General features: G+C 58.6%; 12 protein-coding genes and 2 pseudogenes. 7 read left to right on the top strand and 7 right to left on the bottom strand.

All coding sequences use genetic code 11. The features are described 5' to 3' along the window. Positions 1-529: 529 nt before the first annotated feature. From AB4O23_RS22015 to AB4O23_RS22000, 4 genes are all read right to left on the bottom strand, one after another. The gene (locus AB4O23_RS22015) at positions 530-1,951 is read right to left on the bottom strand and encodes an MBOAT family O-acyltransferase (RefSeq protein WP_065878624.1); all 1,422 of its coding nucleotides are present in this window, start codon (positions 1,949-1,951) and stop codon (positions 530-532) included. A gap of 42 nt (positions 1,952-1,993) precedes the next feature. Further along, positions 1,994-3,163: an alginate O-acetyltransferase AlgX-related protein gene (locus AB4O23_RS22010; RefSeq protein WP_065878621.1), complete on the bottom strand. Its 1,170-nt coding sequence runs from the start codon at positions 3,161-3,163 to the stop codon at positions 1,994-1,996. Positions 3,164-3,762: 599 nt separating this feature from the next. Continuing rightward, entirely contained in the window at positions 3,763-4,395 is a 633-nt protein-coding gene (locus tag AB4O23_RS22005) for a sulfotransferase family 2 domain-containing protein (RefSeq protein WP_065878619.1), read from the bottom strand. Between the two features lie 214 nt (positions 4,396-4,609). Continuing rightward, complete coding sequence (locus tag AB4O23_RS22000) at positions 4,610-5,407, bottom strand: AraC family transcriptional regulator (RefSeq protein WP_017526957.1); 798 nt, start codon at positions 5,405-5,407, stop codon at positions 4,610-4,612. A gap of 143 nt (positions 5,408-5,550) precedes the next feature. Here AB4O23_RS22000 and AB4O23_RS21995 point away from each other — a divergent pair, with 143 nt between their 5' ends. The 6 genes and pseudogenes from AB4O23_RS21995 (at position 5,551) to AB4O23_RS21970 (ending at position 11,347) form a co-directional block, all read left to right on the top strand. Then, the gene (locus AB4O23_RS21995; RefSeq protein ID WP_065878617.1) at positions 5,551-5,739 is read left to right on the top strand and encodes a DUF1656 domain-containing protein; all 189 of its coding nucleotides are present in this window, start codon (positions 5,551-5,553) and stop codon (positions 5,737-5,739) included. Between the two features lie 12 nt (positions 5,740-5,751). Beyond that, complete coding sequence (locus AB4O23_RS21990) at positions 5,752-6,660, top strand: efflux RND transporter periplasmic adaptor subunit (RefSeq protein ID WP_065878615.1); 909 nt, start codon at positions 5,752-5,754, stop codon at positions 6,658-6,660. Further along, positions 6,660-8,627 (top strand): FUSC family protein, encoded by a 1,968-nt coding sequence (locus AB4O23_RS21985; protein WP_065878613.1) that lies wholly within the window; start codon positions 6,660-6,662, stop codon positions 8,625-8,627. The genes AB4O23_RS21990 and AB4O23_RS21985 overlap by 1 nt, the downstream gene beginning before the upstream one ends. 123 nt (positions 8,628-8,750) lie before the next feature. Beyond that, on the top strand, positions 8,751-9,656 hold the full coding sequence (gcvA, locus tag AB4O23_RS21980) for a transcriptional regulator GcvA (RefSeq protein WP_017526961.1): 906 nt from the start codon (positions 8,751-8,753) through the stop codon (positions 9,654-9,656). Between the two features lie 74 nt (positions 9,657-9,730). Continuing rightward, positions 9,731-10,557: pseudogene (locus AB4O23_RS21975) on the top strand (EamA family transporter). 28 nt (positions 10,558-10,585) lie between these two features. After that, a complete protein-coding gene (locus AB4O23_RS21970) occupies positions 10,586-11,347 on the top strand; it encodes an SDR family oxidoreductase (protein WP_065878611.1) in 762 nt (253 codons plus the stop codon). A gap of 374 nt (positions 11,348-11,721) precedes the next feature. On the opposite strand, the pseudogene AB4O23_RS21965 reads toward AB4O23_RS21970, so the two are convergent. Beyond that, positions 11,722-11,898: pseudogene (locus AB4O23_RS21965) on the bottom strand (nitrilase-related carbon-nitrogen hydrolase); the annotation flags it as partial. 217 nt (positions 11,899-12,115) lie between these two features. Between AB4O23_RS21965 and AB4O23_RS21960 the strand changes: the two are divergent. Beyond that, complete coding sequence (locus tag AB4O23_RS21960) at positions 12,116-12,664, top strand: hypothetical protein (protein ID WP_065878607.1); 549 nt, start codon at positions 12,116-12,118, stop codon at positions 12,662-12,664. 9 nt (positions 12,665-12,673) lie between these two features. Here AB4O23_RS21960 and AB4O23_RS21955 read toward each other — a convergent pair whose 3' ends face one another. Then, the gene (locus AB4O23_RS21955) at positions 12,674-13,237 is read right to left on the bottom strand and encodes a cytochrome b (protein ID WP_026067199.1); all 564 of its coding nucleotides are present in this window, start codon (positions 13,235-13,237) and stop codon (positions 12,674-12,676) included. A 97-nt stretch (positions 13,238-13,334) separates the two neighbouring features. Further along, positions 13,335-14,789 (bottom strand): aldehyde dehydrogenase family protein, encoded by a 1,455-nt coding sequence (locus AB4O23_RS21950; RefSeq protein WP_460060547.1) that lies wholly within the window; start codon positions 14,787-14,789, stop codon positions 13,335-13,337. Positions 14,790-14,816: the final 27 nt, after the last annotated feature.

Genomic DNA, 14,816 nt, shown 5'->3' with positions numbered 1-14,816 from the left:
GCAAGGGTTCCTTAATACATCAGTGAACCAACGCACATGGGGCTCACCTCTCTGTCAGCGGCTGGTTTTGGGCGAGTTGTCCAGAGTATCGCAGACACGTCGTAATCAATAAAGGGAAGGAGCTGAACGCATGCAGGATACGCGTATCCGCTTCACGAACCCGCGTTCAACGCACTTGGCTGCAACCGGATGCTGTGTTCCTGCTTCCCTCCTGGGCCAGTAAATCAGATGCGTCCCCACGCAAACGTCGAAAAAATCTATCTCTATCTCAGGCCTGCGGACTTCTGAAAAGTCCGTCGATGGCCTCGCCGCGCTGGCCGAGTTGGGCATTAAGGTGGCGGTGATAGCTTGTATTTTTCGTCTTCCTCAACAAGAGCAGGCATGCGTTCGGAACTAGGCCTGTTTGAGACCGCCAAGCAGCTCAACGGCCAAGAGCCTATATGTCACTGCGGGACGTACTGGAGCAGTTGCCGTATGCAATGCAGGATGGAGCCGGCATCATGCCGCCCTCCCTCGCGGCCAGACCAAGTCAGAACTTGAAGTAGATAAACGGATTGAAGCCGCGCTCAACCACTGAAATGCAAGAGAGCACATACAGCACGAATACGTAGGCTCCCACAGTGACAGGCATCTTGAAGCTTCGCCTTCTCAAGCGATAGAACAGTTTGTCGCCAACAAGACAAATCAGAAAAGCAAGCGCAAGCAGGAAGATCACCTTGATATCGGCCAGGCCCATGTCGGCCGCCGTCCAAAAGGGGATAGTGGAATCCAGGCCTGTCATTGCTCGCCAGAATGAATTCATCTGAGACACGTTTTCCGCTCGGAACGGTACCCACAGCAGGGTAGCGAAAACAAACACAGGAAAACTTGCCATTCTCCACTTGTGAATTTTCAATACGCCTGCACGTTCCAGCGCTATCAGGCACCCATGCCCGAAACCCCATATTAGAAACGTATAAGCGGCACCATGCCAAAGCGCACACAGGCCAAACACAACGAACAAGTTACGGTATATCTTGAATGAAGTAGTACGGTTTCCACCAAGTGGAATATATACATAGTCGCGAAACCACCGTGACAGCGTCATATGCCAGCGCTGCCAGAACTCGGTGATGCTTTGGGCCGCGTAAGGTCGATTGAAGTTTCGAGGAAACCTGAACCCCATCATCCGCGCCATGCCTATGGCCATGTCTGTGTAACCGGAAAAGTCGAAGTAAATTTGAAAGGAATAGCAGACTGCGCCCAGCCATGCTGAATAGGTAGTAAGCACATGCCCCGGTACATGCACAGCATCGACAACAGAGCCCAATGGATCGGCTATCAGGATTTTTTTCGCAAGGCCGATTACGAAAATAACCATTCCCCAGAAAATATCACGGCTAACCAATACTCGACGTTTCACATCCAGTTGTTGCTTGACCTCAGAAAATCTAACCACGGGGCCAGCGATAAGGTGAGGGAACAGAAATATATAAATTGCGAATTTCTGAAGGCTTCTCTCGGGCAAAATTTGACGACGATAAACATCGGTCAGATAAGAAATAAAGTGAAACGTGTAAAAAGATATCCCAAGCGGTAGTGCAATCTCCCATCCACCCACTACAGACTGCGCAGGCATGCCGGTTACATCGCTGACCATCTGTGCGAAGAACAATAGATATTTAAAAAATATGAGGGGCGCAAGATTCGTAATGATGGAAATGATGAATACAATCTTTGCAAGTGCGGCTTTTTCGCTGCGCTCAAGCAATCGAGATATTACACCTGCGATAATCCAGTTAATCAGTAACAATAGCAGCGCTACTAGCGTTAAAGCTCCTGCGCCAAGCGCATAAAACGCGAAACTAGCAATCAATACAAAGCCATTCCTAAGCGACTTGGGCGCTAGGAAATATATCCCGTAAAACAAAGGGAAAAAGATAAACAGAAATGCCGGGGATGAGAAGACCATAATGCAAAGGCTCTTTTGTGATTTCTTGTATGGGCACAGACGCTATTTTTTAAACGACATCCAGTGCCCAGTAGATATATCCAATATCTGGACAATCAAATACTTGCACTTGCCACTCACCAGTTTAGGGATGTCCGAGAGTGGTCGCTCTCGATCAATTTTGGTAAATCTCTGAAAGTATTCAGAAATGCCTGACTGGACCATCCCATCACTAAAGCTATTCCCATACATGCAGGTGGCTGGCAGCAGCCCCTTGTCACTTAAATCATCAGTCTCAAATTCAAAGCCTGTAACCTTCGGATTGAGCTGTATTTTTTGATGAGTTACGGGCCAGTCGGGGACGATAAATGGTTCTGTAGCCGTGCGCGAAGAGTCTAGACGAGCAGAAAACCTGGCATCAGAGCCGACGTACGGTTTCTCTTCTATCTTTATGTCGTGATTCCATCGGTTAGGGGTGCCTTCAAGCGCAGCGATTCGATTGACCACGTCTTTAGACACTGAGAGCGCAGCTGCCTCAGTCCAGTGAAAATCTTGCGTGTAGAATATTTGGTAATCATCCTTGATCGAGTTAAGGATTCCGTAGACATCTACCATGTGCAGCTGGGAGTCGACGCTAAGATCCTTATACAGCGCCATAAAATTAGTTTTTTCTGGGAGCTCCGGAGCAAAAAAAGGAAGCCTTGCACTATAGAAATAGGGCTTCTGCATCGGCATTACGACTATCACTGTAACCCCTTGCGCTTTCATTTCATCGGAAAAATATACAATACCTCGATGAATGATGTCTCTATTCGCCTGGGTTCTTAACATTGCTTCCATTGCTGGAATTCGCCGATCAACGAGGTTTCTTCCGTAGATTTCATTATCCTTTCCGAAGTACACCCTGGACGATGATCGAAAAAGCTGGTAGTCCAGTTCGTTCTTTCCCCGAATCATTAGATTACGCAGACCTAAGTTGTCAGAAAACCACTTCTCAAAATTCGCGTAGTTTTTGTCAAGGTCAACGGGGCCGCCCACCCAAGTACTAGGAAAAGTCTGCAGTTTTCTCAGCTCTTGGACAGGCTCAACTTTAGCTGAATACCAGTCCGAAAATTTATTGAGATAATTACTACTAACTGTCGAAGTGACCCGATTGCCCTCTGTAAGCGACGGCAAGATCGCCAGCAGCGTAGGGATAAAACTAACGATAAAAACTGCACAAACTATAACCATCGACACTCTGTACCGCCAACGATTAAGCCTCGCTGTAGCTGTCTTCCGATGACTCATATCCCCAAGCGCCTTCGATTTTTGAAAGAACAATTTTTCGAGAAGGGCCGAAATCTACAGTATTTGCTTGCAACATTCCATGCCTGTCTTGCCAAGGCAACACCTGGCAGTACAGATGTGCTAACTGATCGCGCTTGGGGGCGTCGGGCTGCCGTAGCCATCACGCTAGCCTGAACGAAATGCCCCCAAGAGAAACACAGACGTTGCTATCTGTCGGTGTACTTAAGCCCGCGCTTGCGAAACGCTCACAACCCCGCTGTCTTGTGCGACATACATTGAAATAAGCAGCATTGACGGATCTTAACTTAGCGTGAAGCACAAACGCATGCGGGTAGTGCTTCAGAATTGGTCACACATACAGAGCGCACAATGCCCTATGTTCTCGTAATAGGAGACCTAAACGAAGGTGCTCCGTCGTGAGTAAGCTACGCCCAGACCCGCCGACGCTATCGTAAAGTGTTTTGCTACCTTCAATGCGTCGCTCGAGGTGTACACAGTGTCTTGATAGAGTGGTAAAGAGCCGTATTACTTATGTTGATAAATCAAGGCGTAATGGAATAGCCGAACGCTTCGAAATCTTCCAGGTACAGATCGGAGATTAGCGCCACGGATTCATTGCAAAGGTAATCTTGGTAGTCATACGTTTTCGTATAGGTATTTGTCTTCGGGACGCGCTCTATATTAATTGATGTGTTTTCTCTCAAGAGCTCGGGAAGACCACTTATTTGCTCCAAGGGAATAACCAGGTCAACCAGAAGGTTGCCTTTATAGTCATACAGGAACGAAACCTGCTGCTGCCATTGGACGTGGCTTCTTCTTTGGATTTTATGCAGGTACGTCAAGAAACTATCGCCTGCCTCCATGCCTATGTAGTCTCGCAAGTCAGCCCTGGAGGACATGTATAGATATTGCGAAACACTTCGAGCGAATGGATTTCGGACGATTGAGAATTTGAATAGATTGTCGAATTTTTCGCGGCCAATCTGCTGCCTGATTTGCATCGCTTTCAGGTGTTGCAAACCTCCGGTCTGGAACTTGTTGTGGTACTGATCAAGAAATCCCATCCAAAGGTTTTCTTCAGTCTTCTCATGTTCTTCCCAGATGGCCGACTCGACTGATGTTCCGCCGCACTTGGGTATGTGAATGAACAGTGTGTTGTGTTTTTCCGACAGCATGGTGTCCCTTATTAATTATATGTTTGCATCCGCTGCAGTTCTTTTGTGTGCCAAACCTGCGAAAGCCCCCAGCGGGGTCAGGAATTCCGATTGCTTTTGATATCGGCTGAAATCCGCGGTTCTGAATAGCGTTGGCTGGCGCATCTTAATGCAATGTAGCTGACCTCTGAAGCCCGGCGACTGCAAAGTGGCCGCGGTATCGATGCACACCGGCTCACTGCCGTAGCCGGGTATTGCGCACATAACGCGCCGGCGACGTGCCCAGTGTCTTTCTAAACATGCTGATGAACGAGCTGACAGACTCGTAGCCCAGCGTTTCAGCGGTGCTCTGCACCGACAGCCCCTCGGCCAGGCTTTGCAACGCGACAATGATCTGCCATTGCTTGCGCCATTGGCCGAAGGTCAGGCCGGTCTCGCTTTTTACCAGGCGGGCCAGTGAACGTTCACTCATGGCCACTTGCTGTGCCCAACTCGCCATGGTGGCGCGGTCGGAGGGGGCTTGCGCCAGCGCCCGGGCGATGGTGCGCAGCGGGGTAGAGGCGGGCAACGGCAGGTAGAGCTGTTCAGTGGGGGCCAGTTCAAGTTCTTCGAGCAACACGCTGGCCAAGCGTGCGGTGCGAGAGTGGGGCGGGTAGTCCTGGGCCTGGCCGCTCAAGTGGCGGATGAGCTCCAGTAGCAGCGGTGACAGCGCCAGCGTACGGCAGCGATCCGGCAGTGACGCGGCGCCGGGTTCCACGAACAAAAAACAGACTTGGCCGTTGGCCGTGACACGGTTGCTATGAGCAACGCCCCCCGGTATCCACACGCCGAACCCTGACGGAACCATCCACACGCCATCTTCTCCCGTACACACAATGCCGCCGCCATAGGCGACTACCAGTTGCCCCTTGCGGTGCGTATGTACGGCGGACTCACTGTCGTTGCGCTGGGTTTCGAGCATCAGCGCTACGGCAGGTTGCGCAAGGTTGTCGTACTCGAGCTGATCGGTGGGTAAGGGCTGGATCTGGGCCATGGCGTGCAATCGAAGCGTGTCTGGATTTGATTATATTTTGGCAGTCTACTCAATATCGGCAGCGATGCTAATCACTTAGCATCCCCGGCAAGCCCCTTCTGGATGCGGGCGAATGTCAGAAGCCTGCGAATCCGGTGCTTGCCATGCTCAGCGAAATCTCCATTGCCAACCTCTATTTTCCGCCCTTGTTGATCTACCTGGGCGTATCGGTGCTGGTCTACACGCTTATCGACCGCCTGAGCCGTCGCTGGCTGGACGCGGCGTGGCACCCGGCGCTGGCGCGTTTTTTTATTTCACTCATCGTCGTGTCGGCGATGGTCGTCAACTGCTGAGCGAGGTCGGCCATGGTTATCGTCAAAATTCTCAAACCTGCCGCCACGCTGGCGCTTGGCTTGCTGGCTGTGGTGTTCTGCCTGCAACTCTGGCGGGCGTATGTGTTGGCGCCCTGGACGCGGGACGGGCGGGTGAGCGCGCAGGTTATCCGTATTGCGCCGCAGGTTTCCGGCCAGATCGATCGGTTGTCGGCCAGTGACAACCAATGGGTGGCAAAGGGCGATTTACTCTATCGCATCGATGCGCGCGCCTATCGGCTGGCGGTGCAGTTGCGCACGGCGGAGTTCGCAGAGGCGCGCAGTGTGTTCGAGCAGCGCAGTGCGCAATTCAAGCGCCGAGCCCAGTTGGCCGACGCCATCGCCCGGGAAGAAATTGACAATGCGGCGCGTGACTTGGCGGTGGCCCAGGCGCGCCTGGACGCTGCGGCAAGCCAGTTAGCCCAGGCGCAGCTCGACCTGGACCACACGACGGTGCGTTCGCCGGTAGACGGCTACGTCACTCAACTGCGGCTGCAGCCTGGTGACTATGCGCAGGCCGGCACTACCAACCTGTTCGTGGTCGATGGCCATAGTTTCTGGGTCACCGGATATTTTGAGGAGACCAAGCTGCCGGGCGTGCGCATCGGCGCGCCGGTGTCAATCAAGCTCATGGGGTTTGCCGCACTGTTGCAAGGGCATGTGGCAAGCATGGGCCGGGGGATCGCCGACGCCAATGAACTGCGCAACGACAGCGGTTTGCCCACGGTGAGCCCTACCTTCAGTTGGATTCGGTTGGCACAGCGTGTACCCGTGCGCATCGAGTTGGACAACGTACCGGACGGCGTTGAGTTGGCGGCCGGCATGACCGCCAGTGTCGAAGTGACACAGCCCAACGCCGCGCCGCGCTGGCGGCTCACGCAATGGTTACAGGCCTTCATGTGATGACGCGTATGGCGACACGCCTTTTCGCGGCGATCCCCCGGCCCTGGACGCCCGCCACCTTTTTTTACGTGCTGCGCAGTATCGTGGCGGCGGGTCTGGCGCTGTGGCTCGGCTTCCAGCTGCATCTGGACTCGCCGTTCTCGGGCGCATCCACCGTGCTGCTGCTGGTACAGCCGATCCAGGGGGCGGTTCGTGGCAAGGGCGTCCACCGGATGCTCGGCACCCTGATCGGCCTGGTCGCGGCCTTGCTGCTGACAGGGTTGTTCGCGCAACAGATGTTGTTGTTCATCCTCGGCATCGGCCTGTGGCTGGGCCTGTGTGTGGGGGCAATGACCGTCTTGCGCCATTACCAGGCCACGGCGGCCGTGGTGGCGGGCTATACGGTGTGCCTGGCGTTGGGCCCGGCCATCGTCGCGCCTGAGCAGGGGTTCGACCACATCATCACCCGTGGCACGGCGGTGGCGTTAGGGGTGCTGAGCCTGAGCCTGGTCGTCACGCTGTTCAGCGCCAAAACGATGGAGCATGCAGTTCGACGCTCGCTGGTCGACGTCTGTGCCCGCAGTGCCCGGCTGATTGCCGCGAGACTGTCTGGCGAGCAGCCTGCGGAACGGGCAAAGCAAGGTCGCCCGCTCGCGATGCAGATTGGCAAGGTGGACGACCAACTGGGGCTCGCACGGGGCGAGTCGTCGCTGATTCGCTCCCGGCAGTTGGCGATTCAGGCAGGCCTGGCGCATCTGCGCTCCGCTGTGCTCGACGTGCAGGCGGGCGACCCATACCCCGGCATCGACCTCACGTCGCGGGCTCAAATAAGCACCGCGCTACAACAGTTGAGTGAGCGGATGCTCGACCCCCGCTGCGACTTTCTGGCCGCGGCCGATACGGTGGGACAACTGCGTGGCTTGGCGCAGGCTCTGGCTGACTCAAACCCTGATTCACGCTTGCCCGGTGAACGCCTGTACGAGCAATTGACGGACCTGAGCGAGGCCCTGCTGAATTTCTCCAGCCTCGATCACGCGCGCCCACAGCGGGTGCGCGCCGTGGGCTATCACCGCAACTACGCCGATGCGGCGCGAAACGGCATCCGGGCGCTGCTCGCCACGCTGGCCGCCGGTGGGGTCTGGTATATCAGCGGCTGGGATCAAGGGCCCACACTGCTGGCGGTCCTTGGCCCGTGCTGCACGCTGTTGGCAACGGCGCCCGCACCCGCCCAAGGCATTGCCAGCTTTATACGCGGCACGCTCTATGCGGTTTTGGCGGCAGCGCTGTGCAAGTTCCTGCTGATGCCGCAGATCAACGGGTTCCCGCTGTTATTTTTGCTATTGGCGATGTTCTGGTCGTTCGGGATTCACGCGACGAGCCAACCACGCAGCGCCCTGCAAGGCGTTGCCTACCTGATCGGGTTTAACACCTTGGTGAGTACCGGTGATACCGCCCTCTATGATTTCGCCGGTTTCGCGAACCAGTCGCTGGCCTGGTTCGCGGCCATGCTTATCTGCCTGTTGGCGTTCCAGATATTGCCCAAGGACCCGGCTAAACATATTCAGGCATTGAGGCGTTCGCTCCATCAGGACACCCGTCGGCTACTTCGCCAGGCGGGTGCTGTCGATCACTCTAGATGGCAAGCCACACAACACCACCGGATCGTCGCGCTCACAACAGTGCTGGGCGCCGATCACCAGCACGATGACCAGGCGGGCTACCTGTCGCTGCAACTGAGTAAGCAATTGAGCCGGCTACAGCGTGAAGCGAGCGGCATTGCCCCTGGATCGCCGGTGGCCCAATGCGCGCAAACCGGCGCTCGGCGGATGGCTCGATATGCTTACGACCCGGCGATCAGCGCCGCGCAGGCGCGCCGCACAGCAAGGTCGATGAGAAGGCTTGGGGCGCCTGATTTGGCGATCTGTTACCAGGACTTGGCCTGGCTGCTGGAGCAATACGCCAACGCTGCTCATCCCCGTGTCCCCTAAAACAAACCGGTGCCTGCCGGCGGTGCGCGTCTCTCGCCAACGGCGATAGGTGACGGATCTGCTCTACTATGAGCCAATGCTCATGTGTGCAATTGCCCTTACCACTCGCCGGATGCCCTACCCATGAAAGACCTGCCGCCGACCGCGACACTGCGCGCCTTTGAAGTCGCCACCCGGCACCCGACCTTTACGGCTGCCGCCCAGGAGCTGCATGTGACCCAGAGCGCGGTCAGCCACCAGCTCAAGCACCTTGAGGCGCTGTGGGGGTTGCAGTTGTTTGAACGGGGCAAGGCGTTACGCCTCACGGCAGCGGGGGCCACGCTGGCGCCTATCGTGCGCGAGTTTTTCATGAGCCTGGAAGCGACGTTGGCTGACCTGCGCGAGCAAAAAGGCCGGGTGCGGCTGAGCGTCAGCACCACCTATTCGTTCGCCTTGAAATGGCTGCTGCCTCGCTTGCCGAGTCTCTCTCGCCAACACCCCGAACTGTTGGTCTCGCTGGACACCACCGACAAAATCATCCACTTCTCCGATGCCCAGGCAGATGTCGCGATCCGGCTCGGCAAGGGCAATTACCCTGGCCTGCATGCGCAGTTTCTGTTCGGCGAGCAGGTATTTCCCGTGGCCAGTCCCGAACTGCTGCAGCGCCTCGGCACACCCTGCAGCCCCGCCGAACTGTTGCAGTTTCCGCTGCTGACCCGGGATGGCGCCGAGCTGGTGCCGAAATGGGAGGTGTGGTTTCAAGCGGTCGGGCTGGTGTTTTCGCCGCTCAAGGAGAGCGTCAGGTTCGGCGATACCAACATGACGGTCGAGGCCGCCTTGCTCGGCCAGGGCGTCGCGTTGGTGCGCAGCGGGCATGTCGAGAACGAAATCAGCGATGGCCGTCTGGTGCGACTGTTCGATGTGCCGTTCCCATCGCCGCTTGCCTACTATTTTGTGTGCCCCAAGGGCCTGGAGTCGCAGCCGCACGTGGTCAGCTTTCGCCAATGGTTGATCGGCGAGGCGCTGAAAGTGCGGCGGGCGGATGAATGATGCATGAGCATCTATTCATGCTGCGATGAGGAGACTTCTCTGTTGTCCGGGGGCTGGGTTGCCTAAGATGGCGCATGCCTATCCATCTCGTTGTCCTCGTTCTGTTTGCCGCGCTCCTGCATGCCAGCTGGAATGCGTTGCTGCGCGGCGGTGCCGATCGGCTTTGGTCGATGACGGTGATGTGCATCGCCATCGCCATTGCCTGTGTGGTCGCCGCCGCATTCATGGCGCCCCCGCGCCTGAAAGCTGGGGCTATGCGCTGCTTTCGGGGTTGTTGCATGTGGGCTACAACCTGTTCCTGGTGCGCAGTTACCGGGTCGGCGATTTGGGGCAGGTCTATCCGATTTCGCGTGGGTCCTCGCCAGTGCTGGTCACTCTGGGGGCGGCGGCCTTTGCCGGGGAAAGCATCGCTCCCGGCCAGTTGCTCGGGATTGCCCTGGTGTCAGGCGGGATTATTTCGCTGGCCTTCAGGGGGCGCAGCCTGTCGGTGCCCAGTTTGCCGTATGCGCTGGGCACGGGCTGCTTTATCGCGGCCTACAGCGTCGTCGATGGCATGGGGGCCAGGCTTTCCGGCGCGCCGCTGGCGTACACGGTGTGGATGTGCGCGTTGTGGGGCGTGCTGATGCCATTGGTGTACATCGGCCTGCGCGACGCCCGCAGCCTGTTTTCCGTACGGCCCGGCACCGTGACCGCCGTGGTCGGCGGGCTGGTCTCGCTGCTCGCCTATGGCGTGGTGATCTACGCCATGAACGAGGCGCCGTTGGGCGCGGTATCGGCATTGCGCGAAACCAGCGTGCTGTTTGCGCTACTGATCGGTTACCTGTTTCTCGGCGAGACGCTCACCGTTCGCCGGATCCTGGCGTGCGTCGTGATCGTCAGCGGCGCCATCATCATCGGCTGATGCAGCCCACTGCTCTGGGGGATTTTCCATGGTTAACGTCTTGCAGGCTCCGCTGATGCTTATCACCGGGGGAGGGCGCGGAGTGGGGGCGGCGACCGCCCGGCTGGCCGCCGCAAAGGGCTATGACGTGGCGATCAGCTATGTTGCCAACGAGCCGGCGGCGTTGGCGGTGGCGGCGCAGGTCGAAGCAATGGGGCGCAGGGCATTGGCCGTCCGCGCCGACAGTGCGGACCCTCGACAGGTGGCCGATTTGTTTGCCGCCATCGACCGCTCGTTCGGGCGCATCGACGTACTGGTCAACAACGCCGGGATGCTGGAGAAGCAGTCACGCCTGGAGGACCTGGGCTTCGAGCGGATGCAGCGCATATTCGCGGTCAACTCCATTGGGCCGATACTCTGTGCCCAGCAGGCGGTGAAGCGCATGTCTTACCGCCACAACGGCCCGGGCGGCGTGGTGATCAATGTGTCTTCGGCCTCGGCGCGCCTCGGCAGCCCCAATGAATACATCGACTATGCGGCATCAAAGGGCGCCTTGGAGACATTTACCATAGGCTTGGCCAAGGAGGTGGCCCGGGAGGGGATACGCGTCAACGGTGTTCGCCCTGGGCACATCTATACCGACATGCATGCCAGCGGCGGCGAGCCGGGGCGGGTCGATCGCGTCAAGGACTCGATCCCCATGGGGCGGGGTGGCCAACCGGAGGAAGTGGCACAGGCCATTTTATGGCTGGCCGGCGCCGAGGCGTCATTCGTCACCGGGACGTTCCTGGATGTGACGGGGGGTAAATGAGCCGGTGATACCGGCCTGGATGCGCTGCCACTCAAACAGGGCAGCGCACGCGACCGGCGGAGGTGAAAATGGGCGAGCCCGTCAGCGGGTCACTGGGCGAGCCAATAGCCGATGGTTGGCACGATCAACACCGTGCTGATCGCCATCGACAGTACATTCCCAATATACGGATGCAGATAACTCGGCAGCCGTCCGGCAATCGAGCACGCCAGCGGCGGAGCAACCAGCGCCCCCAGCAGCGCACTGCTCACAATCACCGTCATGCTGCCGCCATAGGCCAATACCACCGCAGGTACCACCGACACCAAGGGCACATAGGTCGGGTACCAGCCCCGTTTGCGCCATTGCTGACGCCACACCAGCACCCCCAGCAACGAGGACAGGTAACCGGTATTGGCCAGCTCCGGCAGCACAATCAGATTGGCGCCGTTATTCACCGCTTCCAGGGCCAGGCTCAGGCTGGTGTTCAGGTTGGCGGGGCGGTTTTGCGTACCGACTTGCGGATCGAATTGCACAACGGCGACGCGCACGGGACTCGTGGATACGTTCATGGCACAGACCTCTTTTTATTGTTATCGGCCCACCTGTTGGGGTGGTGGGCGTTTAGTAAGAAGTCTTTTTTTGTACGCGTTCCAGTCGGCCGTTTCCGTTTGGTTTGTAGTCCTTTGCTGCAATGCCTGCGCCTGCGGCCTTGATAGCTTAAGTGGACAGCGCTAATGCCCTTCCGTAGCATCACGCGTTCGCTTTAGCGCCTCAAGGATGAAACCCATGCCGTTTTTTTCGCTTCGGCTCACCGCCGCCATTGGCGTCGCCGCGTTGTTTTCCACATTGCTGGCTGGGTGTGCAGCCAGGAACACCTACGTTGACGCCGTAGAGCCCGACGCGGCGAAACTGCGATTCGTTGCCAATACCTCTAACGCAAAACTCTATTACCTTGACGACCAGCGCTGCGAGGGTGCGACGGGCGAGCTCAACACCCTATACGTGCCTGACACCCCACGCCGTGCAGACATGATCATTGCGCCACCGGCCAAAGCCCGAGGCTTTCTGGAAATCAAGGTCAGGCCGCGCATCCCGGGTTATATCTTTCTCAGCACCGACGGATACAACTGGTCGTGCGGTCTGCAACTCGATTTAACCCCACAAGCCTACGCTGAATACGAAGTCACCTTGGACGTGCGCGGTAATCGATGCAGCGCTCAGCTGAGTCGCTTGATGCGCGTCGATGATCAAGACGTGCGGGTGCCAATGCCGGCGATTCAAAGCGGTACACCGGCATGCTTGCGTCCGGCTCCCTCGAGTTCGCGAACGCAATAGGCGTGCCGATCAGAGCATGCGGCGCAGCACATCGTTGCGAGGGTCTGGGTCGTAAAAGCGGTGCTTGAGGGCGCCCACCACATGCAGCGTGATCAGCCCTAGCAGGGTGTAGGCGAGCACTTTGTGCAGCCATTGGAAGACGACAAACCAATCGTCGTTCTTGGCCAGCAGCTCCGGCAGGTTCACGCCGAAAAAGAACACCCCGTCACTCATGGTGTATGTACTCGACATGGAGTAGCCCATCAGCGGCACGATCACCAACAGCGCATACATCACACGTTGTGTGAGCCTGGACAACACCCGTTCGTACGGGGCCAGTGTTTCCAGTGGTTGGGGAATGCTCGGCGCCCGCCAGCGCAGGACGATCTGGGTGAGTATCAGCAAAAACGTGAGCACGCCGAAGGACTTGTGCCAGGGGTAATAGAACTCGTATTTGCTCGCCACTTCATCATTCAGGCCGGTCATGTGCCAGCCTGCCCAGAGCAGGCCCAGGACGAGCACGGCACGTACCCAGTGCAATGCGCGCAGGGAGGTCGGATACCGATCTATTGTCGGTTGATCTATTGGGTTCATCGTGGGCTCTCCATTGATCCTCAACGGCGTGAGGAATGCACGGTTGGGTGGCCACCCCGCGGGCACAGGGCCGCAGAGTGGCTGGGGCGGTATAGGGTCAGTCGGGCAGCAGCACGGTAATGACTTTTTCCTCGGTATAGGCCAGCGCGCCGCTCAACCCGCCTTCACGACCAAGACCACTGGCCTTGACGCCGCCCCATGGCAGGTTGGCGTCCAGCGGGCTCCAGCAGTTGACGCCGATGGCGCCGGCCTTGACCTGCGCGGCCACGCGGTGCGCGCGCGCCAGGTCGGTGGTCCAGACCGTGGCCGCCAGGCCGTAGGCGGAGTCGTTGGCCAGTGCCACGGCCTCTTCTTCGCTGTCGAACGTGATCACCGTACCGACGGGCCCGAAGATTTCGTCCTGGGCGATGGCCATGTCGTTGCGCGCGTCGGCGAAGATCGTCGGTCGCACGAACCAGCCTTGCCCAGGAGGGGAGACCCCGCCGGCCAACAGCGTCGCGCCTTGATCGATGCCCAACTGAATGTAGCGGTTGACGCGGTCGAACTGCGCTTTCTTGGCCACCGGCCCCATCTGCACCTCGGGTTCGCGTGGGTCACCCACCTTGACCGCGCGCGCGGCATCGGCCAGCGCGGCAGCGAAGCGTTCGGCCAGGCTGCGCTGCACCAGGATGCGCGAACCGGAGGCGCAGATCTGCCCCTGGTTGACGAACAGGCCCAGGGTGCAGCCGAACAGCGCGTCATCGAATGGCGCGTCGTCGAACACGATCTGCGGGCTCTTGCCGCCCAGCTCCAGCGCCACTCGCTTGAACAGCACACCGGCGGTGCGCTGGATCTCGCGCCCGGCCTCGGGGCTGCCAGTGAAGCTGATCTTGGCGACGTGTGGGTGCTCGCATAAGGCGCGGCCCACTTGCGCGCCGTAGCCGGTGACCACGTTGATCACCCCGTCCGGAAAGCCCGCTTGCTGCGCCAGCACCGCCAGGTGCAGGGCCGACTGCGGGGTCTCTTCCGAGGGTTTGACCACCACCGTGCAGCCCGCCGCCAGCAAGGCGGCGAGCTTCCACACCGTGATCATCAGCGGTGAGTTCCACGGCACGATGGCGCCGACCACGCCCACCGGTTCGCGCACGGTGTACGAGAGGGTCTTGCTGCCGAAGTAGCCGCCGGTGGGAATGGTGCGGCCCTCCAACTGGTTGGCCCAGCCGGCGGCGGCGCGCAGGTTGGCGATGGCGTTGGGCAGGTCCATCCGGCGTGGTTCGAGTGGCGAACGGCCGATGGCGTCGGCGTCCATGTCGGCCAGCAATTGGCTGTCACGTTCCACCAGGTCCGCCAGTTTCGACAGCAGCCGACCGCGCTGGGCGCCGTCAAGCCGGCTCCAATCACCGCCTTCAAGCTGGGCGCGTGCCGCAGCCACGGCGCGGGCCACGTCGTCGACGGTGCCGCTGGCGCAGCTGCCGTAGATCTGTTCGGTCACGGGGTTGATGAGCGGGATGCGACCACTGTCGCTGGCTTCGCACGGCGCGCCTTGGATGAAGTGGTTCAGGTGCTGATTCATGTGAGTGTCCGGGGGTGATGAGCAGGG

This window comes from Pseudomonas sp. H2_A10, from assembly GCF_054680085.1.
Note: the sequence above shows the minus strand (reverse complement) of the source record. Positions and strands in the feature narration are given on the sequence as shown.